Raw genomic sequence first — 26,986 nt, forward strand, 5'->3', positions numbered from 1 at the left:
TTTTATTTTTAGTACAATTGTTCTTTTAAAAAAGTCATTGAACTTTTTTATGACTATTATAACTTAATAGTTGTCAGGTTGATATTAAATTGTATAAAATGAAAAAACTTTTACCCCTTACACTATTACTAACTTTAATATTGATCACCTTCAATATTAAAGCACAAAAATCTAGTTCTTGGGTTTCCATTTCGGTCGATAACACAGAACGAATGATCCCTGTAAAAAAACAAAAGGATTTCAAGCTAAAAGTAGATGAAATAAAATCATATCTAAAACAATCAGGTCAACAATCGAAATTGTCAATCCCCTACCCTAATGGAAACTTTAAAAGTTTCAATTTAAAAGAAAGACAAATAATGGAACCGGCATTAGCTGCCAAATTCCCTAATATTAAAGTTTATGTAGGTAGAAATCCTGAGACAGGTGATAATGTTAGGATATCCATCGGTAAAGATGGGTTTCATGCCATGGTATTTTCGAAAGAAGGTACGTTCTTTATTGACCCAGTTTCAAAATCAGACAATTTGAAACATCAAGTTTATTACAAAAAAGACTTAGATGAAGAATTGATAAATAAAAATTTCTACGAAGAAGAGCCAATTGTAGCTGATCAACAAAGATTTGAAGAGGTTAAAAATAAAGTAGAGGCAGGGTTAGTGGAACGCCCTTCAGGAACTGAATTACGAACCTACAGATTAGCTGTGGCTACTACCGGTGAATACACCCAATTTCACGGAGGAACAGTTGAGGATGCCATGTCGGCTATTGTAACCACCATGAACAGGGTAAATGGAATATATGAAAGAGATATAGCCGTTACCATGGTTTTGGTAGACAATAATGATCAATTAATTTATACTGATGCTTCTACTGATCCATTCACAAATGATGATGCTGGTTCTTTTATTGATGAAGTTCAAGCAGACATCACCAGTATAATTGGCAGTGCAAATTTTGATATCGGCCATGGATTTTCAACTGGTGCGGGTGGTCTGGCTTCCTTAGGTTCTGTTTGTGTTGACAGCAGAAAAGCAAGTGGAGTAACAGGACGTTCAAATCCAGTAGGAGATCCTTATGATGTAGACTATGTAGCTCATGAAATAGGCCATCAATTTGGCGCTCCTCATACTTTTAATGGAGTGGTAGGTTCTTGTGCGGGTAATAATAGAAGTGCTAGTTCTGCCTATGAACCTGGAAGTGGCACAACTATTATGGCTTATGCTGGCATTTGTGGTAGTGACAATATTCAAGAAAACAGTGATGCTTACTTTCATGCTGCCAGCTTAGATTATATGACCGCTTTTTCTCAACAAAATGACGGGAATAGCTGTGCGCAAATAAGTAGCACAGGAAATAACTTACCTATTGTTGAAGCGGGTCAAGGAGGATTTACTATCCCAATAAACACACCATTTCAGCTAAATGGAAGTGCAACTGACCCCGATGGTGATGGATTAAGTTATACATGGGAACAATTTGATCTTGGACCAGCAGGAAATCCAAACACTCCGGAAGAGAATGCTCCAATATTCAGATCATTTGAACCTACAGCCGATAGCTTCAGAATATTCCCTCAATTATCTGATATTTTGAATGGAACCCAGTCTAAAGGAGAAATACTACCCTCCTACGCTCGTGATTTAAATTTTAGATTAACCGTTCGAGATGATCAGCCGATAGGTGCTGTAGATTATGACGACCTTAGTTTAAGTGTAACAGATCAAGCAGGCCCTTTTGTAGTAGAAGAATTTACGGGTGATTATGTTGGCTACTCTTCAGCAACAGTAACTTGGCAGGTGAACGGCACTGATCTTGCACCAATCAATACCAATTTTGTGGATATTTATGTTTCCACTGACGGAGGAAATAGCTTTACAGAAAAAGTGGTAGAACAAACACCTAATGATGGATCGCAAGTTATAACAATGCCTAATGTCAATACATCGACAGCCAAAATCAAAGTAATGGCATCAAACAATGTTTTCTTTAACATCAGTACAGGTTCATTTTCAATTACCGAAACCACCGAACCTACTTTTACAATTAGCTTGAATAATGATTCTGAAAGCTATTGTCCATCAGAAGAGCTTGTATTTACCTTACAAAGTGAGTCCATTTTAGATTTTAATGAGTCAATTGAACTTAGTTTTGATCAAATAGCTGGTTTAAACGGCACTTTTGATAATTCAACAATTAGCCCTGGGGAATCTACCAAATTGAGATTCAGCAATGCAAATGGAATTTCGGGAGAATTTATGTTAGTATTGAACGCTAGCGCTGGTAGCACCGCTAGGTCAATCGAATTACCATTTACAATAACGAACAACCCAATTACTCCAACCATTACTTATCCTACAAATCAGCAATCTGATTTACCACTGAGACCAACATTTACTTGGGAGGATAACAATATCGAATCAGCATACTCTGTAGAGATAGCAACAGATCCAGATTTCTTAAATATTGTTTCTGCAGGGACCACATCTGAAAAAGAATATACTGTTCAAGAACAACTGCAAGGCAACACTATTCATTACATGAGAATTAAAACTACTAATAATTGTGGTGAAAGTAACTATGCTAGTGTTTCTTTCACAACCGCAGCTATTACCTGCAGAGCAATTTCCTCTACTGATTTGCCAAAGCCAATTGCAAGCAGCTCTCCAAATACCGTCCAATCGTCTCTTAATATTTGCTTAAGTGGGATAGTTGAAGAAATAAAAGTAACGAATGTCATTGGAACGCATTCTTATATAAGTGACTTAACCCTCACTTTAGTTAGTCCAAAAGGCACTGAAGTAGTTCTAATGGCGAATGAATGTGGTAGTGAAGATGACTTCAATTTGTCATTTAGTGATGATGCCGAAAGTTCCAATTTAATCTGTCCTCCGAATGATGGAGGAATTTTTCAACCACAATCTCCATTAAGTGCATTAATTGGAGAAGCAATTCAAGGCGAATGGATTTTGAAAATCGAAGATGCCGCAAGTGAAGATGGCGGAGAATTATTAAACTGGGATCTTGAGTTATGCATAGGTAATTTTCAAGATTTCGGAATAGACCAACCTACAGGATTAACTGCAGAAGAAAATGAAGATGATGGAAGTGTATTAATTGAATGGACAGATAATGCCGATAATGAAACAGGATATACTATCGAAAGATCAGATGATGACAGTTCAAATTTCATTGAGTTGGAAAGTGTGGGAGCTGGAGTATCATCCTATGTCGATAATGCCGTTAAACCTGAAAGTATTTACTTTTACAGAGTAAAACCATTTAATGACAATTGTGAAGGTGGTTATTCTGAAGCCGTGACAATTGAAACACTTCCTGGTGTACCAGAAACCCCTACCAGCTTAGTGGTGACGATTGAAAACGACTACACTGCAAAATTAAGCTGGATCGATAATGCTACAAATGAGACTGCCTATTTTGTTGAAAGGTCAGTGGGCACAGAAGCCTTTGAGAGAATTGCGGAATTAAATCCTGACACCAAGGCATTTGAAGAAGTTGTAGAAATAGGCCAATATACATATAGAGTCCAAGCTTCTAATGATAGAGGGGATTCAGAATACTCGAACGAAGTAACTATTGACGATACGGTTTTAAGTATGAATGATGAACTGCTGAAAAAAGTAATGATATTCCCTAATCCAGCAAAAGATGTTATTTATATCAAGAATGAAAGTACATTGTTATTCAACAAGGTTCAAATCAGAAATTCACTAGGTCAGTTGATCAAAAACGAAACAATTATAGACCAAAATCAACAAATTGAAATACCAGTGCATAACTTAGCAAAAGGATTGTACTTGATTCATATTAATGCCAAGGAAGGAGAAATAGTGAAGCAAATCATAATTGAGTAATATCATTCTAAATCAATTAAAAAGGGTTGTATAAAGTGAAATACAACCCTTTTTAGATAGTATAGTAAAAATATCAACCAATGGTCTCCACAACCAAATTGTGGTTGGTATAAATACAAATATCAGCTGCTATGTGTAAACTTTCCCTTACAATATCTTCAGCAGATAATTTATCACCTGCATGCTTTTTCAAAGCAGTTGCAGCAGATTGTGCATACATGCTCCCAGAACCAATAGTGGCAATTTGATTGTCGGGCTCCAATACATCTCCAGTACCAGAAATGATTAAAACTTCATCTTTGTCAGCCACAATCATCATAGCTTCTAGCTTTCGTAAATAGCGGTCTGTCCTCCACTCTTTCGCTAGTTCAATAGCCGAACGCTTCATATTGCCTCCAAAAGCATTCAGTTTTTCATCGAACTTTTCTAGTAAGTTGAAAGCATCAGCTGTTGAACCAGCAAAACCAGTAACGATTTTACCATCCTGAAGCTTTCTGATTTTTTTTACATTGCTTTTGGCAACAGTATTCCCCATGGTAGCTTGTCCATCTGCCCCAATGGCTACTTGACCTTTGTGTACAACCGCACATACGGTAGTTGATCTTATTTTTGACATATTAAAACTTCTTTATCTAAAATTGAATTTATTTTGAGGGAGATATTTAAAGAGATGTGACAATGATTTCTAAAATTATTAGACTCAAATTTATTTACCTTCTTTATTCTCTAATTTGATAATAGAAAATAAAGCATATATACCTGCTGCTAAAAAACTTAAGGCTGTAATAATTGCAAAAATTGATACAATATCCATTATCACTTTATTTGGTTAATTTTCTTAAATATACGGCTTACCAACCATATTGTTAATATAATCAATACGCATATAAAAGAAAATCCTACTATGGAGATAATGATTTCTTCCAAAGCAGGATTTCCTTTTAAATATAGTGCAAAGCTCCCAACAGATATAGTGATTAAAAGCGTTATAGATAAACCTAATGACTGCCTCAATAAAGCTATTTCTTCCTATAGCTTCTGCGGGATCATTATACTTTAAATCAATATTCTCACTGGGTCTTCCAACAATCCTTTTAAGGTTTGTAAGAATGCAGAACCCACTGCTCCATCTACCACTCTATGATCGCAAGAAAGCGTTACTTTCATCACATTTCCAGGCACCAATTCACCATCTTTCACCACAGCAGTTTGTTTGATCCCTCCCACTGCCAAAATACAAGCATCAGGTGGATTAATAATTGCTGTAAATTCTTCTACTCCAAACATTCCTAAATTGGAAACAGTAAAGGTATTGCCTTCCCAATCTTTTGGCTCTAATTCTTTACTTTTCGCCTTTTTAGCAAAATCTTTTGCTTCAGTTGCTATATGCGATAATGATTTATTATCAGCAAAGCGGATAACAGGCACTAATAGACCTTCCTCTACTGCCACTGCCATTCCCACATGAACGTGATTATTTCTTCTTATTTTATCGCCCATCCATGAGCTGTTCACCTTTGGATGCTGACGTAGTGAAGCGGCCACTGCTTTAATCACCATGTCATTGAAAGATATCTTAATTGGACTCACCTCATTAATGCTCTTTCTTGCTTCCATGGCTTTATCCATATTGATTTCCATGGTCACGTAGAAGTGCGGAGCGGTAAACTTACTTTCAGAAAGTCTTTTGGCAACCGCTTTTCTCATCTGAGAGACTTTCACCTCTTCATAGCTTTCTTCTCCCACAACTTGTGGAATACTCATAGCCTGTTCTGAAGACTCTTGTTTTGCAGCTTCCGTAGATTTCTGCTTAGGAGTGAAGTTTTCAACATCTGATTTAATGATTCTGCCATTACCACCAGAGCCTTCTACTTCTGATAAATCAATCCCTTTATCCTTAGCGATTTTCTTAGCCAATGGGCTGGCAAAAATTCTGCCTTTACCTTCACCACTCTTCTCTTTATTTGCAGCATCAACAGGTGGGGTTGGCTTAGGACTACCTGAATCAGATTTGCTTTCAGATGATTTTTTATCTTCAGACTTCTCTTTCTTTTCTTCTTTAGCTTCATTTTTGCTTTCTCCACCACCTGAAGATTTTTGCTCATGAGCTTTTAACAATTTTTTATAATCAGCACCTTCTTCACCGATTACGGCAATGACTCCGTCAATTGGAGCCGCATCACCTTCTTTTATTCCGATGTATAGCAAAGTACCATCTTCATAAGCTTCCAATTCCATGGTTGCCTTATCAGTTTCCACCTCAGCTAAAATATCACCGGCTTCTACTTTATCACCTTCCTTCTTTAACCATGAGGCAATCACTCCCTCTTCCATGGTATCACTCATTTTCGGCATAGTGATTAGGCTTGCATTCACATCCGAAGCGTCAATTTCTTCTTCACTTCCCTGTTCTGATTTCTTATCTTCTTTTTCAGAACTGCTTTCTTCAGCTTTCGCAGAGCTTCCACCATTTTCGACTTCTTTTAACAAACCGTCAATATCTTCTCCTTTTTCACCTATGATGGCAATTACACCATCAACTGGCACTGCATCCCCTTCTTTTATTCCGATGTGTAAAATTACTCCGTCTTCATAAGACTCTAATTCCATTGTGGCTTTATCGGTTTCAACCTCAGCCAATATATCTCCTGATGATACTTCATCGCCCTCTTTTACCAACCATGAGGCAATTACACCTTCTTCCATGGTGTCACTCATTTTGGGCATTTTTATTACTTCAGCCATATATGTCGATTTCTATTAAACTTGTCAAAAATAATGGGAATTCAACCTTAATTCAAATTAATTGAAGTAAAGTATTAAGAATACTCTAAAACTTTCCTAATGTTTTAAATTTAGGCAAAATATAAAAAGCCCGCACCATTTAAGGAACGGGCTAAACTATAAAATTAAAATCTTTTATTCAGAAGCTTCTGTATCAGCTTTTTCATTATATGCTTTATTTAAACCTTCAATTACCTCATTAGTAATTTCCAATCCTTCATTAGCATATAAAACATCACTTCCTCTAGAATAAGTTAAAACCAGTTGAAGATTGTTCTGATTACCATATTCATTCAAATAATCGCTGATCGTTTTATATAATTCGTTATTCAACTCTGCCTCTTTCTGACGCAATTTTCTTGATAAATCTTCCTGGTATACTCTTAAATTCTGTTGCTTTTTCATCAGATTCTCTTCCAATGCTTTTCCTTGCGCCACAGTCAAATTTTGAGCCGTTCTTTGAAAATCACTGATTTCATTTTGCAAACCTTGTGCTCTATTTTGATATTCTTTTTCATATTTCTGAGAAAGTTCGCCTAACTCCGCTTCTATGTCCTTCATAAAATCATAGTTGGCTAATAATGAATCAGAATGAACATATGCGATGGCTACATTTTGATATATTTTATCATCTTTTTGTTCAGTTGATGTATTCTCATCTTCTTTTCCCCCGCCACTAAATTTGTCTACAAATAAATAGGCAACCGCTACAATTAAAATGATATTAAGTATTAATGATAAGTTCTTCACGTGTATTAAGTTTAAAATTAGGTTTTACAAACGCCTGCAAAGTTAATCAAACAAATTAAAGTGCAAAGCTTTAAAAAAACAGAATCAACCTAATTTATCATCTTTATGCTTATCCTCCTTTTCAGTTTCTTTATATTCATATAAGAATTGATGATCAGGATTAGTGAAATTATAATGTTCTCCATCATCCTCAAACTCTTCCTCTTCCCAATCTTTCTCAAAATACAATTTCAATTCAGCTTGTCCTGCAAATTCATTTTTCATCCATAAAGCAACCAAAAGGCCGCTTAATAAGCCCATCAAATGAGATTCCCATGAAATATGACCGTCCTGAGGTAGTACCCCATAAAACATCCCGCCATATAACAATAACACTACAAATGATAAGGCCAAAGAAGATTGATTTTTTCGTAGAAGTCCGCTAAACAATATAAATGAGGCGATGCCATATATCACACCGCTAGCACCAATATGATAAGCTTCTCGTGCTATTATCCATACGAAAACACCAGTTATTATATATATGTAGAGCAACGCCTTCAAGGCAATTTTATCATAAAAGAAAAAGAGAATGATTATCAGAAGCATCAGGGAAAAGCTATTGGAGAGCAAATGCAAAAAATCACCATGAATAAATGGCGAAGTAAATATCCCTATAGTTCCCAATAAATGTCTCGGCATAATGCCAAAATGAGCAAAATTAGTAGCAAAGCCCCATTCAGCAGCTTTTACAAGCCAAAGGATTAAGATAATGTAGCTACCAAAAACTACACTTTGCCGAAAAAGTGATTTTTCTTTAGACATACATTAAATATACGAAATTCCTAAAAAAAGATCGAGCTTTTTTAGAAGTAGATATCTTGGGCAAGGCGATATGTATTGGCATGAGCCTCAATAATGTGCGCTATTTTCTCAGAATAACCTCCACCCATACTGGCAACCACCGGAATCTCATTTAAATGGCAATGCTCAAAAACAATCTTATCTCTTTCCTTGCAACCATTTATTGTCATTCCCAGCCGACCCAGCTTATCTGTTGCTAAAACATCAACTCCAGATTGAAAAAAGATAAAATCGGGCTGTTCATCATCAATCAGTTTAGGGAGATTTTCTCTCAAAACTGTCAGATATGTTTTATCATCTGTTTTATCTTCCATTTCAATATCTAAATCAGAGCGTTCTTTATGCATGGGGTAATTCCCTTTTCCATGCATACTAAATGTAAAAACATCAGGATTATCACGAAAAATCTCAGCTGTTCCGTTTCCTTGATGCACATCCAAGTCAACAACCAATATTTTACTGACTTTGGCATTTTTCAACAAGTACTGAGCTGCAATCGCAATATCATTCAACAAACAAAATCCCTCTCCACGGTCGGTAAAGGCATGATGTGTTCCACCAGCAATATTCATAGCCACTCCATATTCTAAAGCAAAATTAGCAGCATCAATTGTACCTTGATTAATGATTCTTTCCCGCTCAATCAATGCAGCAGATAATGGGAATCCAGTCCTCCTCTCCTCTTTTCTACTTAAAGTTAAATTCTTAAGTTTCTGCCAATATTCGTTCGTATGCACCGCTAAAATGTCTTCTTCTGACAAAAGATTGGGAGAAAAGAAACTACTTTCCGTTACAGTTCCTTCATAAATTAACTGCTCTGGCAGTAACTCGTATTTTATCATTGGAAAGCGATGATTTTCAGGAAGTGGGTGAGCGTATTCTTTTCTGTAGGCGATTTTGAGCATAAAAAAAGTGTTATTCCTAAAATAACACTGGAATTAAAAGCTTGTTATAAAATAATTGAAAGTTTAATTCTCATCATATTCCTCCTCATCAGAAACAAATGAGTATAAGGTATCATCAAGTTTCAGATTATCCTCATTGAAGTCATGGACAAACTTGTTCATCACCATATCATCGACCTCTTCTACATTCAACCCAATATCTAATCCTATTCCATATTCACCGCCATTGTCCATATCTACATGTTCCTGAACTTTCACTAACTCCTCATCTTCAATATCATCGATCATCTCAGCTATGTAAAGTCCGATCTCCTCCTCCACGTTATCCAAAGTCCTTAAATCACCGTTTTCATCCTCTTGAAATTTAATAGGCTTGAAATTAGGGAATTTTTGTGCGGCTTTATGTTCTGCCAATTCGTACACTTCACTGGCATGATGTAAACGTAGTGTATAAATCACTGCGTCATAAATTACTTCCTTCCCTTCGTACATTCCGGTAAAGCGAAAATGCTTATACTCATCATTATTATCATCGGTATCAACCAAGACAAAATCATTTTTCTGTTGAGCAATTTTCTGCTTCAATTTATCGATTTCTGCGGCATCGAAGCCTGGGTTTTGAGCACTCATAATTTACTGGTTTGCATTAAGAGAAATAAATTACAATATTTTTTCAGAAAACGCAATATTAAAATTTTTATTCATCTTTTTTACTTACACTTTCAAAAACACTATTCACAATTGCTAGGATTATTCCAAACAAAAGCGCCCACCAGAAACCATCTACATAAAAGCCATCTACAACATAATCTGCAAGCATTATCATTAGTGCATTGATAACTAGAAGAAAAAACCCCAAAGTAAAGACCGTAACTGGAATAGTCAGTATTATTAATAAGGGCTTGAGTGTAGCACTGAACAAAGCTAAAAATAATGAAACTACAAGTGCATCAAAAAAACCTTCAACATGAGCTCCAGGCAGTATATAAGATGAAACTATTACCGCTAATGAGGATAAAAGTAATTTGATTAAGAAATTCATCGGCAAAAATTTAACTTAAAAATATCTTTCCTTCAACACCTTTTGATGATGCTTCCAATGACCAGCGATGATATACCATAAGCTTGAAATTGAAATTGCATGACCATCAGCTTCCCCTTCTTTTTTGAGAATCTTCTCAGGCATTGACTGGAATAAAGATAAGTGACTTTTTCTTAAATGATAAAATTCTTCCGCCATTTTTGCTTTATCCTGACGGGAATATTCTGAGGCTGCAGCATAATCGTTTTCAGAAAAACCTGGAAGAGCAGCACTTTCTCCCCTAGCCAGAGAAAGCGCTCGAAAAGCCATGATACGCTCAGTATCAATGCAATGTTGCATTACCTGAGCCACGCTCCATTTTCCTTTTTCATATCTATTGTTCCATTTTTCCTCTGGAATATTATTAATTAAGACTGATATTTCGCTGATTTGATGTTTGAGTTCTTCTTCAAGATCGCCTTTTACTAAATCAACATATCCTTGATAAAAAGGAGCGTGTACTAAGTTCATATAATTTTATTTATTCATTAATAGCATCCATTTTTTTGGCTACCTCTTCTGCTTCTGCCATTTTCTGATCTGCCTTTTTTCGATCAATAGTGCTCAACTTATGATATTCTGCAAGTAGTTTCTTGTATTGATCGTTTAACTTTTCTTTTTCCGATTTCTTCTTAAATAATCCAAACATAATTTTTGTTTTGTTTTGAAAGTTGAAAACTACCTCTTTCTTAATTTGTTCGAATTACTTTCAATCCATCTATCATAAAACTAACCAAATCTTGCTTTCTTTCCGGCATTTCTTCCACAGGAAATTTAATACTGAGCTTGATGAAATCCGTACTTTGTAGATGTTCTTTGATTTCATCCGCACTAATCTCTTTTAGAAGTACGTAATTATTGGCCTTGTAATCGTATTCCCATGGAGAATTATTCACGCAAAAGTAAATTCTATCTGATTTTCTAAATTTTTTAATCAAATCCAATCCGTAATCTGTAGCATAGTTTCCCTGTAAATGAAAAGTAGAAGAAATAAAATTGCCCCAATAAAACATGGTACGAAATGCCAGCATATTATCTTTAGTGAAAAAGGCGGGGAAATCAAGCATCATATAGGGCAAGCGCTTATAATTTTCACCTTTGGATATTTTCCCATGAATTAGATTTAATTCTTTTGGCAATTTACCTGTGAAAGGCTCCAGTTCTTTGCGGATTTCCCCTTGCATTTCTTCTAGAAAATCCCATACTTTTTCCATCATCCTATATTTAATCAACAGGATCGTGGGGTCAGAAGCTAAATCTAATTCTTGTGTAGTGAATTTTGACATAAATAAAAAGGGTAGATTTTTCAAACTACCCTGTAAAATGTTAGGTCTAATTTCTAAACCTGATCAGGCTTTTGAATAATTTTCAACACCACTTCATGCTGATCATTATCATTATCGGTTAACTTGACTCTAACCATAGGATTATCAGCCTTAATATTATCTTCCACTCCTATTATCTTAAACTGACTCAACTTCCCTTCAATTTCAGGAGCTAATTCTTTAATAGCCTTTGCAAATTCTACTTCAAGCTGACTAGGATTATATTGCTTTGTGATCATAGTTCTTTCTTTTGTTCTTAAATCTAACAATTTAATTAGAAAATCAATACTAGTAAGCTAATTACCATCGTATGAGCGCTGACCCCCAAGTAAATCCACTGCCAAAAGCAGCCAAGCAAACCAAATCACCATCTTTGACTTTTCCTTCATGCCATGCCTCACTTAAGGCTATGGGAATAGACGCAGCTGTAGTATTTCCATATTTTTGTATATTATTGTAGACCTTATCATCAGAAAGCCCCATTTTGGATTGAATGAATTTAGAGATACGAAGATTAGCCTGATGAGGCACCAACATATCAATATCCGAAGGTTTCAAATTATTGGCTTCTAATGCTTCATTTATGACTTCCTGAAAGCGCACCACTGCGTGTTTAAAAACCATGTTTCCATTCATATATACTTTGTAACCTGAAGTATCCAAAATCTGCTCTGGTTGCCTTTCTTCTCTTGGTCGGCTACTACCAGGATCTTTCACATATAATTCTTCAGCATAAGTTCCCTCGGCATGCAAATGAGTGGATAAAACCCCTTGTTCATCAGTTGCACTCATAATAGCAACTCCTACTCCATCACCAAAAATAACGGCTGTGGATCTGCCTCTATCGGACATATCAATAGCTGTCGATTGTATTTCGCCACCCACAACCATAATATTTTTATACATTCCTGTTTTAATAAATTGGTCTGCTACGGACAAACTATACACAAAACCTGAACATGCATTTCGGATATCTAAACATCCAATTGTCCCCATTCCCATTTCTCGTTGGAGCAAAACACTTGAACCTGGAAAGAAATAGTCTGGCGTAATACTGGCAAAAATGATAAAATCAATATCCTCATTTTTCATTTTAGCATTTTCTAACGCCATATCAGCCGCTTTTTTAGCCATCTTAGCTAAAGACTCTTCAATTTCAGGATCAAAAAATCGCCTCTCTTTTATACCAGTCCTTTCAGTAATCCACTCATCAGTTGTATCAATCCACTTGGCTATGTCATTATTGGTCACTACTGTTTGAGGGACAGCATGTCCTAGACCTACTATTTTTGAATTTTTCATCTTTAATTTACACTATTATGGTTTCCAGTCACATTTGAAATACCAGTTGTTTTCAAAATGTGTCCCAATATAGAGTAATCTCAGAATCTAATCAAAAATAGTAGTCATGCAGAGTATTTTATATTCCTTCTTATTTCTCAGCTCAACTATTCTTCAAACCAGGTTTTATAAAGCGTGTAATTCTTGGCAGTTCTTTCGAAGATTTCTGCGAAATCACCTTCTATTTTCTTCACTTTCTTTGCCGGTACTCCAGCGTAAATATAACCAGACTCCACTACCGTATTTTCCAAGACCACTGCACCTGCAGCTACCATAGCTCCTGATTGAACAACTGCATTATCCATCACAATTGCTCCCATCCCTACTAATGCAGAATCCTCAATGGTACAACCATGAACAATGGCTTTATGACCTATCGATACTTTATTACCAATAGTAGTAGAAGCCTTCTGATAAGTGCAATGAATTACTGCACCATCTTGAATATTAGTTTTATCACCAATACTAATGCTATTCACATCTCCTCTTACCACCGCACTCCACCAAATACTGCATTCTTCACCGATTGTGACATCACCCACAATCACAGCATTATCAGCTATATAAGTATCTTTTCCTATCTGAGGTGTTTTCCCTTTGCAACCTTTAATTATTCCCATAATATTTTGTTTAAAAAATTATATATGTATCGACATTTTATAATATAGTATATTTTTAAATGCTTATTTTAAACTTTCTAAAAGTTCAATCGTTATTCGAGTAAATCAATAAAACCACTAATCTATGAAAATTTTAAAAACAACAAGCGCATTGGCCTTTGCCATTATTTTGGCAGTTGCATGTACATCCAATCCGAAAAGCGATGAAGCCAAAGTGAGCGAAGCTGAAGAAGTTACTGAAGCTCAAGGAATGGAAATAAATGTATCATCTGATGAAGCTGAAATGGAATTTGTGGGTACAAAACCTACAGGAAGACATTATGGTAATATTGCTCTTTCAGACGGTTCTATCAAAGTTAAAGACGGGAAAATTACTGGTGGAAAATTTGTTTTTGATTTAAACCAGATTACTATAACCGATTTAAAAGATGATCAAGAAAATCACAAAAAATTAGTTGGCCATTTGCAGTCAGACGATTTCTTTGATGCTAAAAATCATCCTAAAGTTACTTTTGAATTAGTATCTGTAAAAGCATTAAAAACCACCAAATCAGCAGACTCTTATGATTCCTATCAAGACGATATGGAGCAGCCTGCTGAAGATGAAAAAATCATGGAATTACCAAAATATGAGCTTGAAGGTGCTACTCATGAAGTAACAGGTAATTTAACAATGCGAGGTAAAACCTTAGCCATAACAGTTCCTGCAAAAATTGAAGTTGCAGATAATGGCGTTAAAGCATTTACTAATTTCAGCATTGATAGAACTAAATGGGGATTAATGTATGGTGATGAATCAAAAGCTGTAGATAAAGCAAAAGACAAATTCATTTACAATACGGTCGGCATCGGTTTTAACATTGATGCAAAGGCAAAAAACATGTAATCCAGTCGATAATAAAGTTAAACTGAAGGTTGCTAAAATTTTTTAGCAACCTTTTTTTATGCAATTTTGCCCGAAATTAAGTTTTATTGAAATCAACTAAAATTAAAATATCACAGCCCTCGTATTGGGATGCATTATTGAAATGGAGCAATCAATTTGAAAATATTGCTATTTTCTATCCACAGCAAATAGAGCAATATCCTTTTGGAGCATTTCCAAAATGCATTGCTGTTGGGAACAAGAAGCTTAAGCTCAATCCACCCTATTTTCAATCTCTTAAATCTCATTTAAAAGAAAATCCAACCCAAAAGCTATTTGGATATTTAGGGTATGATTTGAAAAACGAACTTGAAAAATTAGAAAGTAAAAATGCCTCCGTTATCAGTTGGGAACCCATGAACTTCTTTGTTCCAGATTGCATCATTTCATGTGAAGAAAACCAGCTTTCCATCCAGAGTGCAGATTTAAAATATTTTCTGAATCAAATAGAAAAAGTGCTTACAGAAAGCAAAAGAGAACATGAAGTGAAATCAAATATTAAGAGTTTAAAAAGCTGGACAAGTAAATCAGAATATATTAATACAGTAAAAAAGCTTAGAAACCACATTGAGGAAGGAGATATTTATGAAATTAATTACTGCATCAATTTTTCAGCTGTTGCAGATCAATTAAATCCTATAAAAGTTTTTGAACAGTTATGCGAAAACTCCCCCGCCCCCTTTGCTTCCTTCTTAAAAATGGATAATAAATACATCATTTCAGCATCTCCAGAACGTTTCATCAAACTAAAAGACAATAAAATTATAAGTCAGCCTATCAAAGGGACTGCTAGCAGAGGCAAAACGGAAGCAGAAGATAAAGAAAATAAAAAGCAACTATCTGAAAGCGAAAAAGAACGTGCTGAAAACATGATGATTGTTGATTTAGTGAGAAACGATCTAGCTAAATCCTCAAGAAGTGGAAGTGTGAAAGTGGAAGAGATATTCGGCATCTACAGCTTTCAGCAAGTACATCAAATGATAAGTACTATCTCAGCTCATAAAAGAAAGGAAACTCATCCTATTGACGTTATAAAAAATGCATTTCCTATGGGGAGTATGACGGGTGCACCAAAAATCCGTGCTATGAAACTTATTGAGCGCTATGAGAACAGTAAAAGGAATGTGTTTTCCGGAAGCATAGGCTATTTCAATGGTGAAAACGAATTTGATTTTAATGTCCTTATCCGCAGTATTTATTTTGATAAAGAATCCAAAAATCTAAACTATCAGGTTGGAAGTGCCATTACTTATGATTCGGATGCTGAGGCTGAATATGAAGAGTGCCTCTTAAAAGCCAAAGCAATTGAAAAAACGCTAGGTTTCATCTAATATAGTAATACTCAAATTTCCCAGTGAAAAACCACTGCCATAATGTCATTTTCCAGAATTATTGGCTACCTTTGCCTGTTAATAATTAATACAATACCAAGCACTTTATAAATACCAAATATGAGTGAATTGATCAAAGATTTGGACATCATTGCTGAAGAAACCAAAACGGAAGAATCTTGCGCTGTTCAGGTTTCAAAAGAAGAAAATACTGGCAAAAGCCGAAAATTGTATATAGAAAGCTACGGCTGTCAAATGAATTTCTCTGATAGCGAAATCGTCACTTCCATCATGAAAGAAAATGGTTTTGATACCACCAATGATTTCAATAATGCCGATGTCATTTTCCTAAACACCTGCTCTATTAGAGAAAAAGCAGAGCTGACTGTCCGAAAAAGATTGACAGACTTCAATAAAGTAAAAGCCCGCAAGCCTGAAATGCAAATTGGTGTCTTAGGATGCATGGCCGAACGCTTGAAAACCAAACTTTTAGAAGAAGAGAAAATAGTTGACATTGTGGCTGGACCTGATTCCTACCGTGATTTACCGAATTTGGTAAAAACTGTAGACGATGGTGAAAAGGCAGTAAATACTTTCTTAAGCAGGGAAGAAACTTATGCTGATATCAGCCCAGTAAGGTTAAATTCCAATGGCGTAACGGCATTTATTTCCATCATGCGTGGATGTGATAATATGTGTTCTTTCTGTGTAGTGCCATTCACCAGAGGACGAGAAAGAAGCCGTGATCCTTTTTCAATCGTACAAGAAGCTCAGGATTTATTCGACAAGGGCTACAGAGAAGTAACGCTTCTAGGTCAAAATGTAGACTCTTATAAATGGTCTGAGGAAATTAATAATAAAGCTAGATTAGAGAAAATTGAGAAAAAGGAAGAAGTTGAAGTTATCAATTTCGCCAATTTAATTGAAATGGTAGCCAATGTTTCACCTGATTTAAGAGTAAGATTCTCAACCTCTCACCCGAAAGATATTACAGATGAAGTATTGCATACTATGAAAAAGTATGAAAATATCTGTAAATACATTCACCTGCCAGCACAAAGCGGTAATTCACGTATTCTAAAAATGATGAACCGAACTTACGACAGAGATTGGTACATCAATAGAGTGGATGCTATCCGTAATATATTAGGAGAAGAATGCGGTATTTCATCCGATATGATAGCTGGTTTCTGTTCTGAAACTGAAGAAGAACATCAAGATACTTTGACCTTGATGGATTATGTGAAATATGATTTCTCCTATATGTTCTTTTATTCTGAAAGACCTGGGACTTTAGCTGAAAAACGATATGAAGACGATATTCCGTTGGAAACGAAGAAGAAAAGGCTTCAGGAAATTATCAATAAGCAAAGAGAGTATTCTCTCGAAAGAAATCAATTGGATTTAAATAAAGTTCATAAGGTATTGGTCGAGGGTACTTCCAAGAGATCTGAAGAGCAATTGCAAGGAAGAAACACAGCCAACAAGGTGGTGATATTCCCGAAAGAAAATTATAAAAAAGGCGATTATGTTGACGTATTTGTAGAAGAGTGTACAGGTGCAACATTAATTGGTAAAGCGGTCTAAATATTTTTTGCTTTGGATATACAAACTATAAAAAATAGATTTGGCATAATCGGAAATTCCGATCATTTAAACTTTGCCATCAAAGTAGCCATGCAGGTTGCCCCTACCGACATGACCGTCCTTATAACGGGTGAAAGTGGTGTAGGTAAAGAATCATTCTCTAAAATCATTCACCAACTTAGCGCCAGAAAACATGGCCAGTTTATAGCTGTAAACTGCGGTGCTATTCCAGAAGGCACTATTGACTCAGAACTTTTCGGACATGAAAAAGGATCGTTTACCGGTGCCTACGATGCCAGAAAAGGCTATTTTGAAGTAACAGATGGAGGAACAATCTTTTTGGATGAAATAGGTGAAATGCCACTTCCTACACAGTCGCGATTGTTGAGGGTGTTGGAAAATGGAGAATTCATCAGAGTTGGTTCTTCTAAAGTGATGAAAACCGATGTTCGTGTAGTTGCTGCTACCAATGTTAACTTGATCCAGGCAGTGGAGAAAGGGAAATTCAGAGAGGATTTATACTACCGATTAAATACCGTCCCCATTTTTGTTCCACCTTTAAGGGATAGAGGGCAAGACATCGAATTGCTCTTTAGAAAATTTACATCGGATTTTGCTGAAAAACATCATGTCAACCCAATAAAGCTTACAGAAGGTGCTAAGCAAGCTTTAATGGCCTATCGTTACCCTGGAAACATTCGCCAGTTAAAAAATTTAGCTGAACAAATTTCTCTATTAGAAATGGAGCGTGAAGTTGACAAAGATATTCTACTAAAATATCTCCCTCAGGAAGGTAATATGATGCCTGCAATTTACAAAAGCCAGGATAACACTGGCGGTGGAGATAAAAGCAATTTTTCAGAAAGAGATATATTGTATAAAATTCTTTTTGACATGCGAAATGATGTGGAAGAGCTGAAAAAGTTAGTTCACAACGTGTTGAAGAATGAAAACTACGGAGAAGAAATCATTAAGGATAATGAAGACTTGTTTGAAGTTAAGCAAAATGAATTCAAAGAAAATGCAGATGGAATTAGAACGCCCTATTTACTAGACAGCCGAAAAGAAGAGGAAGATGATGCTAATGAGAGCTTCAATATAGAGGATTACCAAGATGCCGATCATGAAATAGAGGAAGAATCTTTATCCTTGGAAAAGAAAGAAAAAGAAATGATTGAACGGGCTCTTTCCAAAAATCAGAATAAAAGAAAATATGCGGCACGGGATTTGGGTATTTCAGAGCGTACATTATATAGAAAAATCAAACAGTATGACCTTTAAAAGTATTTTAAGCTTTTTATTCTTAGCAATATTCACCAGTTCTTGTGGCGTTTACAGCTTTACGGGAGCTTCTATTTCTCCTGATATAAAAACCATGTCCATCCAATATTTTTACAATGATTCAGGAAATGGTCCACCCAATTTACAACAAACTTTCACGGAAGAAATTAGAGATTACTATCAACAAAATACTAGTTTGGAGTTAGTTGACAATAACGGTGATCTGCAGTTGGAAGGCTCCATTACTGGCTATAGAGTGCAACCTATTGCTGTTACAGCTTCTGGGAATCCAAATTTAGCAGATGCCGCTGGTGCGCAAAGATTGACCATAACGGTAAAGGTTAGTTATGTAAATACAAAGGATGAAGTTTTCAATTTTGACAATAAATCTTTTTCATTTTATGCAGATTTTGACGCTACATCCAATACCTTAACCGCAGTAGAAGACCAATTGATAGAAACCATTACAGATCAGATTATTTTAGATATATTTAATGCATCAGTAGCAAATTGGTAAAATTTTGTAACTTTAATTCTTTAAATTAGAACCAAGTGGACAAACAAAGGCTTACAACCCTTATTAATCAACCAGATAAACTAGAAGAGACAGACTTCAGAGATTTAAAAAATCTGAAGAACGACCACCCCTATTTTCAAGCTTTATCGACTTTAATTACGATTGGGTCTAAAAAATATAAGCCAGAAAGTGAAAAAAAGCATTTACAATCAGCTGCTATTTATGCTTTAGACAGAAAGCACCTTAAGGAAATATTATCAAGGGATTATGATTCGAACACTACCGCTGAAGTGGTGGAAAAAAATCCTCAACAGACAAATGAAACTACAGTAGCCAAAAATAAAGTAGTTTCTGAACATCCCGAGACCTATAGAAAGCCAGAAAGAGAAACGAAACCTAAAAGGGATTCCAAAATAGAGAGCACCCCACTTGCAGACTCAACTCATTTGCCAGACTCCTTTTTTGAAGATTTGTTTAAGGAAATGGAGGCCTTAAAAGCTGAAAAGGAAAATTATCAGAAAACTTTAGAAAAATTCGAGGCAAATAAATCGGAAGACGTAAAACCGAAAACCAGAGCTAAAACAGCAAGAAAAACAACTGCAAGAACTGCAAGTAGAAAAACCACTACTGCGAAACCATCCGCAGCTAAGAAAACCGCCACAAAACCTAAAACCACAACTGCTAAAAAGACTAGCACAACAAAAAAAGCAAGCACGGCTAAAACTACAGCTAAAAAAACAGCTACTGCAAAGCCTAAAGAAAGCACTAAAAAAACTTCAAGTACTAAGGCTAAGAAAACAACAAAAACTGCAGAAAAGAAGCCAAGAAAAGATGAACATGATATAATTGAAGAAATAACTTCAAGAAAAGAATTAAAAATCAGTGATGCTCACAAAAAGGAACAATTAAATATCATCAACAACTTTATTGAGAAAGAGCCTGTTCTTACAAAAAGAATAAACCCTGATAATCAGTCGAATAAGCAAGAAGCTGAAGATCTTTCGGCTAGCAGCACCAATCTTTCTGACGATGTAGTTTCTGAAACTTTGGCAAAATTGATGATAAAACAAGGAAGAAAGCAAAAAGCCATTGATATTTACAAGAAATTAATTTGGAAATTTCCACAAAAAAAGACGTACTTTGTCGAAATTATAGATGAGTTAAAAAAAGAATCATAAATACATGTTAACATTATTAATTACTTTAATCATTTTAGTTGCCATTTTGTTGGTGTTGGTAGTATTAGCTCAAAATTCTAAAGGCGGTGGTTTATCCAGCCAATTTGGAGGTTCTGGAGCTAGTCAGGTGGTGGGCGTAAAAAGAACAGGCGATATCTTGGAGAAAATCACTTGGGTATTGGCGATTAGTCTAGTGGTATTAAGCTTAGCTTCTTCTTTTGTAATCAAAACTACAACTGTTGATACAGGCTTTACTAGTCCTAACATTGAAAAAGCTCAAGACGAAACTTTACTTCCTGGAATGGAAAGTGGCGGTGAAGAAGGCTTATTGCCTCCAGCTGAGGAAGAAGGAAATACAGAAGGTGCAAGCCAAGATGGTGGAAATCAGGAATTGATTGAAGGACTTCAAGACTCTGAAGAAGGCAATTCAGAAGAATAAACTTTAAGTATAGAAATTATATTAGAAGGGAATCCGAAAGGCTTCCCTTTTTTTGTTTATAATTATTTGAATTCAAGTATTATTATGAATAAAATGATATAAAATTTAACTTTTCACTTAAATAAATTTTGAAAATAAAAATATACTACTAACTTTATAATAATAATTTAAACTAAACCTTAAAGTTATGACCAAAATATTACCTATCCTTTTATTTATTTTAATAATATTTTCTTCATGTGAAGAAGAACCTGATCCATGTAATACGCAATCTTCAAATTTTAGGACAGAGATTGCAACTACTGATACTCACTTAAATAACACATTGTACTTTAGTTCTCCAGAGCAAATGCAAACCACTATTGCTAATCTTAAAAACATGAATCGTGAAGAAAGACGGAAATGGGAGAAAAAAAATAATTTTACTTCCTATAAGACAGTGCTAGAAGATATCTATTCAAAAATTGCAAAACTAGATGAAGACTCCTACGAAGATGAGATTGAATTTTATGATATCATAGAAAATAACAGTGATGTACTTGAAATAAGAGATGAAGCAATCGTAGAAAAAATAGAGAATGAAACGTACCAGTTAATAAGCAATAGATTAGGTATATTTCAGAATTCAACTCTCATTAACAAAGTCGAACATAACTTGCACAACATATATTCAATTGAACATTATATAAAGAATTCCAATTTCAAAGAATTACTTCCAGTTAAATCTAATGAAATCAAACCAAATATTTCAAATAGAAATTCAAGACCAACTTTTTTAACGGACACGTATACAAATGATAATTCAGGTTGTAAGAGCGATAGACGATTAATTGCAAAAGTACAATATTTTTACCAAAACGCAAGCTGGGTTGTTCGTAAAACGTGTGCTAGTGGATACTCTTATGATGTTATTTATAACATTGATGCTCCACAGTTATTGCACAGTGTTAAGGCGGAAAGAAAAAGGTTTTGTACATGGTCAACAGTTGATAGATTTTATGAAACAGACATTCAGATTATTGAACATGAATATACAGTTTATACTTTTAATAATAATGAGAATATGAAGTTCGGAGAAGCCTTATCTAGGGTACAGCAGCCAGACATAGGTTTAAATTATAGCACGGGTCCTTCAACAATTGTTCTTACGGATGCATATGGGCCTACAGGTAATTATAACGATGTTGTATTATTAAGAGGCGAAATGAATTTAAGAGATGCAATTGTTAATGAACCTTCGGTAGGATCAAATTTTACACAAAACTATATTGGTTTTGAAAAAGTACAATTTAAAGCTTCTAGTACTGGAATAGGAAATAACTTTGTCGAAATATCACTCTAACATGAAAATTATTGCAATAACAGTACTTCTAGCGGTAGGCTTCAACTACCAATATTTATTTTCTCAAAACCAAAGTGAAAATAAAGACAACTACTCTAATTTTCAAAATTACATTGATTTTAATATGAAATTAGTTGATTTTGAAAATAGTCTTTATGTCAGTGATTTTAAAACCACTGAGTTTCAAATAGAAAATGGTTTTCATTATCATATAAATAAACTCATTGATGTTTCTTTTGGTATCAATGGAGGCGTTATTTTAGGAATTCCATACGAAAATCGATTGCAAGCTTACTTTAATAGTGGTAATGTTTCGGGTTTAGACACCTTTCTTAAATATTACGATGAAATCGATTACCTAGATCAAACCTTGGCTAAAACCAGATTTTATATTGGGCTGCACCCTCAAATTGGCTTTAATATTGCTGATAAATGGAAGCTTAAACTTGGAACTGAAATACGATATTTCTTTAAACCTTTTTTTGAAGAGAGGTCATATTTTGGAAACACCTATAGAGAGGATGGAGTAGATTACATCTTATTGGGAAATGTAGGACTAAATTATATTTTAAATGAGAATATTTCGATAGGTATTAATTATGATAGAGGAATTTCATACTTACGCAGAATACTAATAATAGATTCGGATGGGAATGAACCCTATACAAGTTCTGTTACCTACCATAGTTTAGGATTAAACATTTCATATTCATTTTAATCTGTTATGTAAAAGCAAAAAAAGGAAATCCAACTAATTTCCTTTTTTTTGCATCCTTTTTGATATGAATCTATGATTACATCAGTAATTCATTTTCACCATATATTTTAATCTGTCATCTTTTAGCAATCATAAAGTCACCTAAATACTTCACTTTTTCACCTCAAAATCTAAACACTTCATCACTTTACCCCCTTTTCCCCAATTCAATCACCTCCAACTTCTCTACTTTACCATTATTAATCTCAAATCGCATCATCGTCCTGATTTTATGAAAGCCTTGATTACCTGCAGCACCCGGATTTAGATAGAGTAAATTATGAGGCTTTTTATCGGGCATAGCTCTTAAAATATGAGAATGTCCGCAAATAAAAACATCAGGCTTTTCGGATTCAATTAATTTCCTGACTCTAGGATTGTAAGAAGGCGGCTTCCCTCCTATGTGAGTCATGAATATTTTCACTCTTTCTCTCTCAATAAATAAATCTTCTGGATAAGTCCTTTGAAATTCAGGAGTATCAATATTTCCATAAACTACCAAAGTCGGTGCAATCTGATTTAGCTTCTCCAGTATCTGACCTGCTTCCCCCACATCACCTGCATGCCATATTTCATCGCAGTCTTTGAAATAGTTTGGGATTGTGTCATCCCAATAGCTGTGTGTATCAGATATTAAGCCTATTTTCATTTTTGGAGGTTGTATTGTGGTAGATTAAGAAGCGAACGGATATTTTAATCAGAGATTAAAATGGATAGAACCCTTTCTTCAAAGGGATGACGCACGGAATTTAATGAGTAGGTTAAGATATTTATTACCATTCAAACTACAATCAGTGCGTCACCCCAGCGTAACCAGTCCCGCACTGAAAGTCGGGAGGCAGGGGCCTTACCTATTGAAACTAAGTTTCAATAACTCCTACAAATCCAGCCCATCCAAATAAGATTTTATAATATCACCCAGTTCAGAGAAATCTGCTTCAAAACTCTCTTTACTTCTTAATTTTCCTTTCACACTTACATAGAACTTAATTTTAGGCTCCGTACCAGAAGGTCTGGCAGAAATCTTACTTCCATCTTCCAAAAAGAATTGAAGCACATTAGAAGAAGGAAAATCCAATCGGCTCTTCTTACCACTTTCCATATCCAAAATAGTGGATTTCTGATAATCTCTTACTTCCACTACTTTGGTTCCTGCTAATTTTTTTGGAGGTTCTTCTCTAAACCTAGTCATCATGGCTTTTATTTCTTCGCTACCTGATTTTCCTTTTTTAGTAATGGAAACCAAATCTTCACGATAAAAACCAAATTTCAAATACATCTCAATCAAGTATTCATAAAGCGTTTTCCCTTGAGATTTCACATAAGCCGTCATTTCAGCAATCATGGCCACGGAAGCTATTGCATCTTTATCGCGCACATAATCGCTTATCATGTAGCCGTAGCTTTCTTCTCCACCACCAATAAAAGTTTTCTTTCCTTCAAGCTCACGGATAACTGCTGCTATATTTTTGAAACCTGTTAAAGTATCATAACTCTCCACTTGGTATGCATCCGCTATATTTTTGAAAAGTTCTGTGGTTACAATAGTCTTTACTATGTATTGATTGCCATCCAACTTTCCTAACTCACTCCATCTGCTCAATAAATAATAGATTAATAATGAACCTGTTTGATTTCCATTGAGTAGCTCGAACTCATTTCTTGCATTTTTAATGGCAATCCCTACACGGTCAGCATCTGGGTCAGTAGCCATAACAATATCTGCATCAACTTCTTTCCCTTTAGCCAAAGCCATCGACATCGCTTCTTTTTCCTCTGGATTAGGATAAACTACAGTTGGAAAATTACCGTTTGGTTCAGCTTGATCTTCAACAATATGCACATTCTTAAAACCATACATCTCTAAAGCCTTAGGCACCAATGTGATACCTGTTCCATGAATAGAGGAGAAAACAATATTAATGGATTTATCAGCTTCAGTTGCATCAGGAAAAAGCGATATTTTCTTCACCTCGTCCAAATAAGCTTCATCTATATCTTCACCTATACTTTCAATTAATGTCTCTTTTCCTTCAAAATGTACTTCATCAATAGATGTTATGGACTGCACTTCATTCATCACATTCAAATCATGTGGAGCAACCATTTGTGCACCATCTGTCCAATAAGCTTTGTATCCATTATATTCTTTAGGGTTATGCGATGCTGTTAAAACCACTCCACTTTTACAGCCCAAATGACGAATGGCGAAAGATAATTCTGGTGTTGGACGCAAGCTATCAAAAAAGAATACTTTTATATTATTGGCAGTAAAAACATCAGCTACCACTCTAGCAAATTCTTCAGCATTATTTCGACAATCATGTGCAATAGCAACAGAAACCCCCTGCTCTTTAAAGGTTTTGTTCAAATAATTGCTCAAGCCTTGAGTAGCCATTCCTAAAGTATATTTGTTCATTCGGTTACTCCCAACACCCATAATTCCACGTAAACCACCCGTTCCAAATTCCAAGTCCTTATAAAATGATTCCTCAAATTCTTCTTTATTATTCTCCTGCAGTTCTTTAATCTGCTGTTTGGTAGCTTCATCTACTGATTTACTTTCTAACCATTGTTGGGCTTTTTCCTGACTTGTCATATTGGTCCTATATTTTAATGATTTAAGATCTAATTTTCAAAAGCTTAGTGCTTCAATATATGATTCTGTAATGTATTATAAGGCTTAAATTACAGAATAATCAATTAGCAAAAAATAAATACTATTCGAAAAATCCTGAAAAAGAAAAAACCATAGAAAATGATTCCTATGGTTTTAAATTTTTTCAATAAGTTTTTATAGAGCAAGTGTACTTTTGTGCTGATTCGGTCTAAGCGGACGCTTGAACCAGTTGGAGCACACAGCTTCTATAGCGCAAGTGTCCGCTTGTGCTTAGTTTGCAAACAGACGAAAGTTGGGGCACGCGTGACACGAGTGCCTAGTGAAGTTCAAACACTTAGGCTTTTGAAATCAAATAATTAATTTACAAATTCCCTCTCAACTCCTGCTCTCTCTCAATAGCCTCAAATAAAGCTTTAAAGTTTCCTTTACCGAAAGATTTAGCTCCTTTTCTCTGAATGATTTCATAAAAAACAGTTGGTCTATCCTGAACAGGCTTTGTAAAAATCTGAAGTAAATAACCTTCATCATCTCGATCCACCAAAATATTATTCTCCCGGATTGGTTCAATATCCTCTTCTATTTCACCTACTCTTTCCCATAAACTCTCATAATAGGTATCAGGAACTCTTAAAAATTCTACTCCTCTTCTGCGCATTTCAGATACTGTATCTACAATATCATCAGTAGCAATGGCAATATGCTGAACACCAGCCCCTTTATAGAAATCTATATATTCTTCAATTTGAGATTTCTTTTTACCTTCTGCCGGCTCATTGATTGGGAACTTAATAAAACCATTTCCATTAGAAACTACCTTGGACATTAATGCGGTATAATCCGTAGCGATGTCTTTATCATCAAAGGTTATTAATAGATTGAAGCCCATTACATCTCGGTAGAAATCAACCCAAGTATTCATTTCACCCCATCCAACATTGCCTACACAATGGTCAACATATTTCAAACCAATAGGTTTCACTGGCAATTCACTTGTTTTTTCTACGAAGCCTGGCAAGAAAACACCCTTATAATCATGTCTATTCACAAAAGTATGAATGGTGTCTCCATAAGTATGAATAGAAGCTACCGTTACCTCACCATGTTCATCTTTAATGGTTTTTGGTGGAGTATGGGATTTCGCTCCTCTTTTAGTAGTTTCATTATAAGACAATTCAGCATCATCCACCCAAAGCGCTAATACTTTTACGCCATCTCCATGCAAATTCACATGTTTAGACACTTCCGTATCAGGTGCTAAAGAAGAGGTCAAAACCAAACGGATTTTCCCTTGCTGCAACATATACGAAGCCCTGTCTTTGATGCCTGTTTCTGGTCCGGCATAGGCTTTCAACTCAAATCCAAAAGCTGTTTGGTAATACATAGCTGATTGCTTTGCATTTCCAACATAAAATTCGATGTAATCGGTGCCATTAATAGGCAAAAAATCCTGTTCCATAGTAGTTTAAATCGATTGCATTATTATTT

26 protein-coding genes are annotated in these 26,986 nt (G+C 35.2%); 10 read left to right on the forward strand and 16 right to left on the reverse strand.

The window, feature by feature from the left end; genetic code table 11:
- Nucleotides 1-98: 98 nt before the first annotated feature.
- Nucleotides 99-3,875 carry a reprolysin-like metallopeptidase gene (locus FTRAC_RS19135; protein WP_013452893.1) on the forward strand — a complete coding sequence of 1,259 codons (3,777 nt, stop codon included), beginning with the start codon at nucleotides 99-101 and terminating at the stop codon, nucleotides 3,873-3,875.
- 73 nt (nucleotides 3,876-3,948) lie between these two features.
- On the opposite strand, the gene hslV is transcribed toward FTRAC_RS19135, so the two are convergent.
- From hslV to FTRAC_RS03785, 13 genes are all read right to left on the reverse strand, one after another.
- Nucleotides 3,949-4,491 carry an ATP-dependent protease subunit HslV gene (hslV, locus tag FTRAC_RS03725; protein WP_013452894.1) on the reverse strand — a complete coding sequence of 181 codons (543 nt, stop codon included), beginning with the start codon at nucleotides 4,489-4,491 and terminating at the stop codon, nucleotides 3,949-3,951.
- A gap of 440 nt (nucleotides 4,492-4,931) precedes the next feature.
- Nucleotides 4,932-6,620: a pyruvate dehydrogenase complex dihydrolipoamide acetyltransferase gene (locus tag FTRAC_RS03730; RefSeq protein ID WP_013452896.1), complete on the reverse strand. Its 1,689-nt coding sequence runs from the start codon at nucleotides 6,618-6,620 to the stop codon at nucleotides 4,932-4,934.
- A 174-nt stretch (nucleotides 6,621-6,794) separates the two neighbouring features.
- Nucleotides 6,795-7,409: an OmpH family outer membrane protein gene (locus FTRAC_RS03735; protein ID WP_013452897.1), complete on the reverse strand. Its 615-nt coding sequence runs from the start codon at nucleotides 7,407-7,409 to the stop codon at nucleotides 6,795-6,797.
- An 84-nt stretch (nucleotides 7,410-7,493) separates the two neighbouring features.
- A complete protein-coding gene (locus FTRAC_RS03740; RefSeq protein WP_013452898.1) occupies nucleotides 7,494-8,213 on the reverse strand; it encodes a rhomboid family intramembrane serine protease in 720 nt (239 codons plus the stop codon).
- 41 nt (nucleotides 8,214-8,254) lie between these two features.
- Complete coding sequence (locus FTRAC_RS03745) at nucleotides 8,255-9,157, reverse strand: histone deacetylase family protein (protein ID WP_013452899.1); 903 nt, start codon at nucleotides 9,155-9,157, stop codon at nucleotides 8,255-8,257.
- A 63-nt stretch (nucleotides 9,158-9,220) separates the two neighbouring features.
- Nucleotides 9,221-9,787 carry a hypothetical protein gene (locus tag FTRAC_RS03750; RefSeq protein ID WP_013452900.1) on the reverse strand — a complete coding sequence of 189 codons (567 nt, stop codon included), beginning with the start codon at nucleotides 9,785-9,787 and terminating at the stop codon, nucleotides 9,221-9,223.
- A 67-nt stretch (nucleotides 9,788-9,854) separates the two neighbouring features.
- Entirely contained in the window at nucleotides 9,855-10,199 is a 345-nt protein-coding gene (locus FTRAC_RS03755) for a phage holin family protein (protein ID WP_013452901.1), read from the reverse strand.
- Between the two features lie 15 nt (nucleotides 10,200-10,214).
- Nucleotides 10,215-10,709 (reverse strand): DinB family protein, encoded by a 495-nt coding sequence (locus FTRAC_RS03760; protein ID WP_013452902.1) that lies wholly within the window; start codon nucleotides 10,707-10,709, stop codon nucleotides 10,215-10,217.
- Between the two features lie 10 nt (nucleotides 10,710-10,719).
- Nucleotides 10,720-10,887, reverse strand: a complete 168-nt coding sequence (locus FTRAC_RS19675; RefSeq protein ID WP_013452903.1) for a Lacal_2735 family protein — start codon at nucleotides 10,885-10,887, stop codon at nucleotides 10,720-10,722.
- A 40-nt stretch (nucleotides 10,888-10,927) separates the two neighbouring features.
- A complete protein-coding gene (locus tag FTRAC_RS03770; protein ID WP_013452904.1) occupies nucleotides 10,928-11,524 on the reverse strand; it encodes a hypothetical protein in 597 nt (198 codons plus the stop codon).
- Between the two features lie 53 nt (nucleotides 11,525-11,577).
- Nucleotides 11,578-11,802, reverse strand: a complete 225-nt coding sequence (locus FTRAC_RS03775) for a hypothetical protein (RefSeq protein ID WP_013452905.1) — start codon at nucleotides 11,800-11,802, stop codon at nucleotides 11,578-11,580.
- Between the two features lie 61 nt (nucleotides 11,803-11,863).
- Nucleotides 11,864-12,865: a 3-oxoacyl-ACP synthase III family protein gene (locus tag FTRAC_RS03780; protein WP_013452906.1), complete on the reverse strand. Its 1,002-nt coding sequence runs from the start codon at nucleotides 12,863-12,865 to the stop codon at nucleotides 11,864-11,866.
- A gap of 146 nt (nucleotides 12,866-13,011) precedes the next feature.
- Nucleotides 13,012-13,524, reverse strand: a complete 513-nt coding sequence (locus tag FTRAC_RS03785) for a gamma carbonic anhydrase family protein (protein WP_013452907.1) — start codon at nucleotides 13,522-13,524, stop codon at nucleotides 13,012-13,014.
- 124 nt (nucleotides 13,525-13,648) lie between these two features.
- Between FTRAC_RS03785 and FTRAC_RS03790 the strand changes: the two genes are divergently transcribed.
- The 9 genes from FTRAC_RS03790 (at nucleotide 13,649) to FTRAC_RS03830 (ending at nucleotide 22,842) form a co-directional block, all read left to right on the forward strand.
- Nucleotides 13,649-14,410, forward strand: a complete 762-nt coding sequence (locus tag FTRAC_RS03790; protein WP_013452908.1) for a YceI family protein — start codon at nucleotides 13,649-13,651, stop codon at nucleotides 14,408-14,410.
- An 86-nt stretch (nucleotides 14,411-14,496) separates the two neighbouring features.
- The gene (gene pabB, locus FTRAC_RS03795; RefSeq protein WP_013452909.1) at nucleotides 14,497-15,780 is read left to right on the forward strand and encodes an aminodeoxychorismate synthase component I; all 1,284 of its coding nucleotides are present in this window, start codon (nucleotides 14,497-14,499) and stop codon (nucleotides 15,778-15,780) included.
- Nucleotides 15,781-15,900: 120 nt separating this feature from the next.
- Nucleotides 15,901-17,367 carry a tRNA (N6-isopentenyl adenosine(37)-C2)-methylthiotransferase MiaB gene (miaB, locus tag FTRAC_RS03800; protein WP_013452910.1) on the forward strand — a complete coding sequence of 489 codons (1,467 nt, stop codon included), beginning with the start codon at nucleotides 15,901-15,903 and terminating at the stop codon, nucleotides 17,365-17,367.
- A 12-nt stretch (nucleotides 17,368-17,379) separates the two neighbouring features.
- Nucleotides 17,380-18,648: a sigma-54 interaction domain-containing protein gene (locus FTRAC_RS03805; protein WP_013452911.1), complete on the forward strand. Its 1,269-nt coding sequence runs from the start codon at nucleotides 17,380-17,382 to the stop codon at nucleotides 18,646-18,648.
- Entirely contained in the window at nucleotides 18,638-19,165 is a 528-nt protein-coding gene (locus FTRAC_RS03810) for an LptE family protein (protein WP_013452912.1), read from the forward strand. Before FTRAC_RS03805 ends, FTRAC_RS03810 begins: the two co-directional genes overlap by 11 nt.
- A gap of 35 nt (nucleotides 19,166-19,200) precedes the next feature.
- Complete coding sequence (locus tag FTRAC_RS19140) at nucleotides 19,201-20,343, forward strand: tetratricopeptide repeat protein (protein ID WP_013452913.1); 1,143 nt, start codon at nucleotides 19,201-19,203, stop codon at nucleotides 20,341-20,343.
- 4 nt (nucleotides 20,344-20,347) lie between these two features.
- Entirely contained in the window at nucleotides 20,348-20,782 is a 435-nt protein-coding gene (secG, locus tag FTRAC_RS03820; protein ID WP_013452914.1) for a preprotein translocase subunit SecG, read from the forward strand.
- A gap of 187 nt (nucleotides 20,783-20,969) precedes the next feature.
- The gene (locus tag FTRAC_RS03825; RefSeq protein ID WP_013452915.1) at nucleotides 20,970-22,124 is read left to right on the forward strand and encodes a hypothetical protein; all 1,155 of its coding nucleotides are present in this window, start codon (nucleotides 20,970-20,972) and stop codon (nucleotides 22,122-22,124) included.
- A 1-nt stretch (nucleotide 22,125) separates the two neighbouring features.
- Entirely contained in the window at nucleotides 22,126-22,842 is a 717-nt protein-coding gene (locus FTRAC_RS03830) for a TonB-dependent receptor (RefSeq protein WP_013452916.1), read from the forward strand.
- Between the two features lie 187 nt (nucleotides 22,843-23,029).
- Here FTRAC_RS03830 and FTRAC_RS03835 read toward each other — a convergent pair whose 3' ends face one another.
- The 3 genes from FTRAC_RS03835 to hppD all read right to left on the reverse strand — a co-directional run bounded on the left by FTRAC_RS03835 (nucleotide 23,030) and on the right by hppD (nucleotide 26,957).
- Complete coding sequence (locus FTRAC_RS03835; RefSeq protein ID WP_013452917.1) at nucleotides 23,030-23,530, reverse strand: metallophosphoesterase family protein; 501 nt, start codon at nucleotides 23,528-23,530, stop codon at nucleotides 23,030-23,032.
- Nucleotides 23,531-23,758: 228 nt separating this feature from the next.
- On the reverse strand, nucleotides 23,759-25,480 hold the full coding sequence (locus FTRAC_RS03840; protein WP_013452918.1) for a phospho-sugar mutase: 1,722 nt from the start codon (nucleotides 25,478-25,480) through the stop codon (nucleotides 23,759-23,761).
- 382 nt (nucleotides 25,481-25,862) lie between these two features.
- A complete protein-coding gene (hppD, locus tag FTRAC_RS03845) occupies nucleotides 25,863-26,957 on the reverse strand; it encodes a 4-hydroxyphenylpyruvate dioxygenase (protein ID WP_013452919.1) in 1,095 nt (364 codons plus the stop codon).
- Nucleotides 26,958-26,986: the final 29 nt, after the last annotated feature.

Origin of the sequence: Marivirga tractuosa DSM 4126, assembly GCF_000183425.1 — a bacterium.
In the GTDB taxonomy this organism is placed as follows: Bacteria; Bacteroidota; Bacteroidia; order Cytophagales; family Cyclobacteriaceae; genus Marivirga; species Marivirga tractuosa.

Coding starts and splice junctions, on each gene's coding strand:
- FTRAC_RS03760 (WP_013452902.1), bottom strand. CDS start 10,709: ATGAACTTAGTACACGCTCCTTTTTATCAAGGATATGTTGATTTAGTA.
- FTRAC_RS03730 (WP_013452896.1), bottom strand. CDS start 6,620: ATGGCTGAAGTAATAAAAATGCCCAAAATGAGTGACACCATGGAAGAA.
- FTRAC_RS03825 (WP_013452915.1), top strand. CDS start 20,970: ATGACCAAAATATTACCTATCCTTTTATTTATTTTAATAATATTTTCT.
- FTRAC_RS03770 (WP_013452904.1), bottom strand. CDS start 11,524: ATGTCAAAATTCACTACACAAGAATTAGATTTAGCTTCTGACCCCACG.
- FTRAC_RS03785 (WP_013452907.1), bottom strand. CDS start 13,524: ATGGGAATAATTAAAGGTTGCAAAGGGAAAACACCTCAGATAGGAAAA.
- FTRAC_RS03840 (WP_013452918.1), bottom strand. CDS start 25,480: ATGACAAGTCAGGAAAAAGCCCAACAATGGTTAGAAAGTAAATCAGTA.
- FTRAC_RS03780 (WP_013452906.1), bottom strand. CDS start 12,865: ATGAAAAATTCAAAAATAGTAGGTCTAGGACATGCTGTCCCTCAAACA.
- miaB (WP_013452910.1), top strand. CDS start 15,901: ATGAGTGAATTGATCAAAGATTTGGACATCATTGCTGAAGAAACCAAA.
- FTRAC_RS03835 (WP_013452917.1), bottom strand. CDS start 23,530: ATGAAAATAGGCTTAATATCTGATACACACAGCTATTGGGATGACACA.
- FTRAC_RS19135 (WP_013452893.1), top strand. CDS start 99: ATGAAAAAACTTTTACCCCTTACACTATTACTAACTTTAATATTGATC.
- FTRAC_RS03745 (WP_013452899.1), bottom strand. CDS start 9,157: ATGCTCAAAATCGCCTACAGAAAAGAATACGCTCACCCACTTCCTGAA.
- FTRAC_RS03810 (WP_013452912.1), top strand. CDS start 18,638: ATGACCTTTAAAAGTATTTTAAGCTTTTTATTCTTAGCAATATTCACC.
- FTRAC_RS03830 (WP_013452916.1), top strand. CDS start 22,126: ATGAAAATTATTGCAATAACAGTACTTCTAGCGGTAGGCTTCAACTAC.
- hslV (WP_013452894.1), bottom strand. CDS start 4,491: ATGTCAAAAATAAGATCAACTACCGTATGTGCGGTTGTACACAAAGGT.
- FTRAC_RS03740 (WP_013452898.1), bottom strand. CDS start 8,213: ATGTCTAAAGAAAAATCACTTTTTCGGCAAAGTGTAGTTTTTGGTAGC.
- FTRAC_RS19675 (WP_013452903.1), bottom strand. CDS start 10,887: ATGTTTGGATTATTTAAGAAGAAATCGGAAAAAGAAAAGTTAAACGAT.
- FTRAC_RS03790 (WP_013452908.1), top strand. CDS start 13,649: ATGAAAATTTTAAAAACAACAAGCGCATTGGCCTTTGCCATTATTTTG.
- FTRAC_RS03775 (WP_013452905.1), bottom strand. CDS start 11,802: ATGATCACAAAGCAATATAATCCTAGTCAGCTTGAAGTAGAATTTGCA.
- FTRAC_RS03750 (WP_013452900.1), bottom strand. CDS start 9,787: ATGAGTGCTCAAAACCCAGGCTTCGATGCCGCAGAAATCGATAAATTG.
- hppD (WP_013452919.1), bottom strand. CDS start 26,957: ATGGAACAGGATTTTTTGCCTATTAATGGCACCGATTACATCGAATTT.
- FTRAC_RS03755 (WP_013452901.1), bottom strand. CDS start 10,199: ATGAATTTCTTAATCAAATTACTTTTATCCTCATTAGCGGTAATAGTT.
- secG (WP_013452914.1), top strand. CDS start 20,348: ATGTTAACATTATTAATTACTTTAATCATTTTAGTTGCCATTTTGTTG.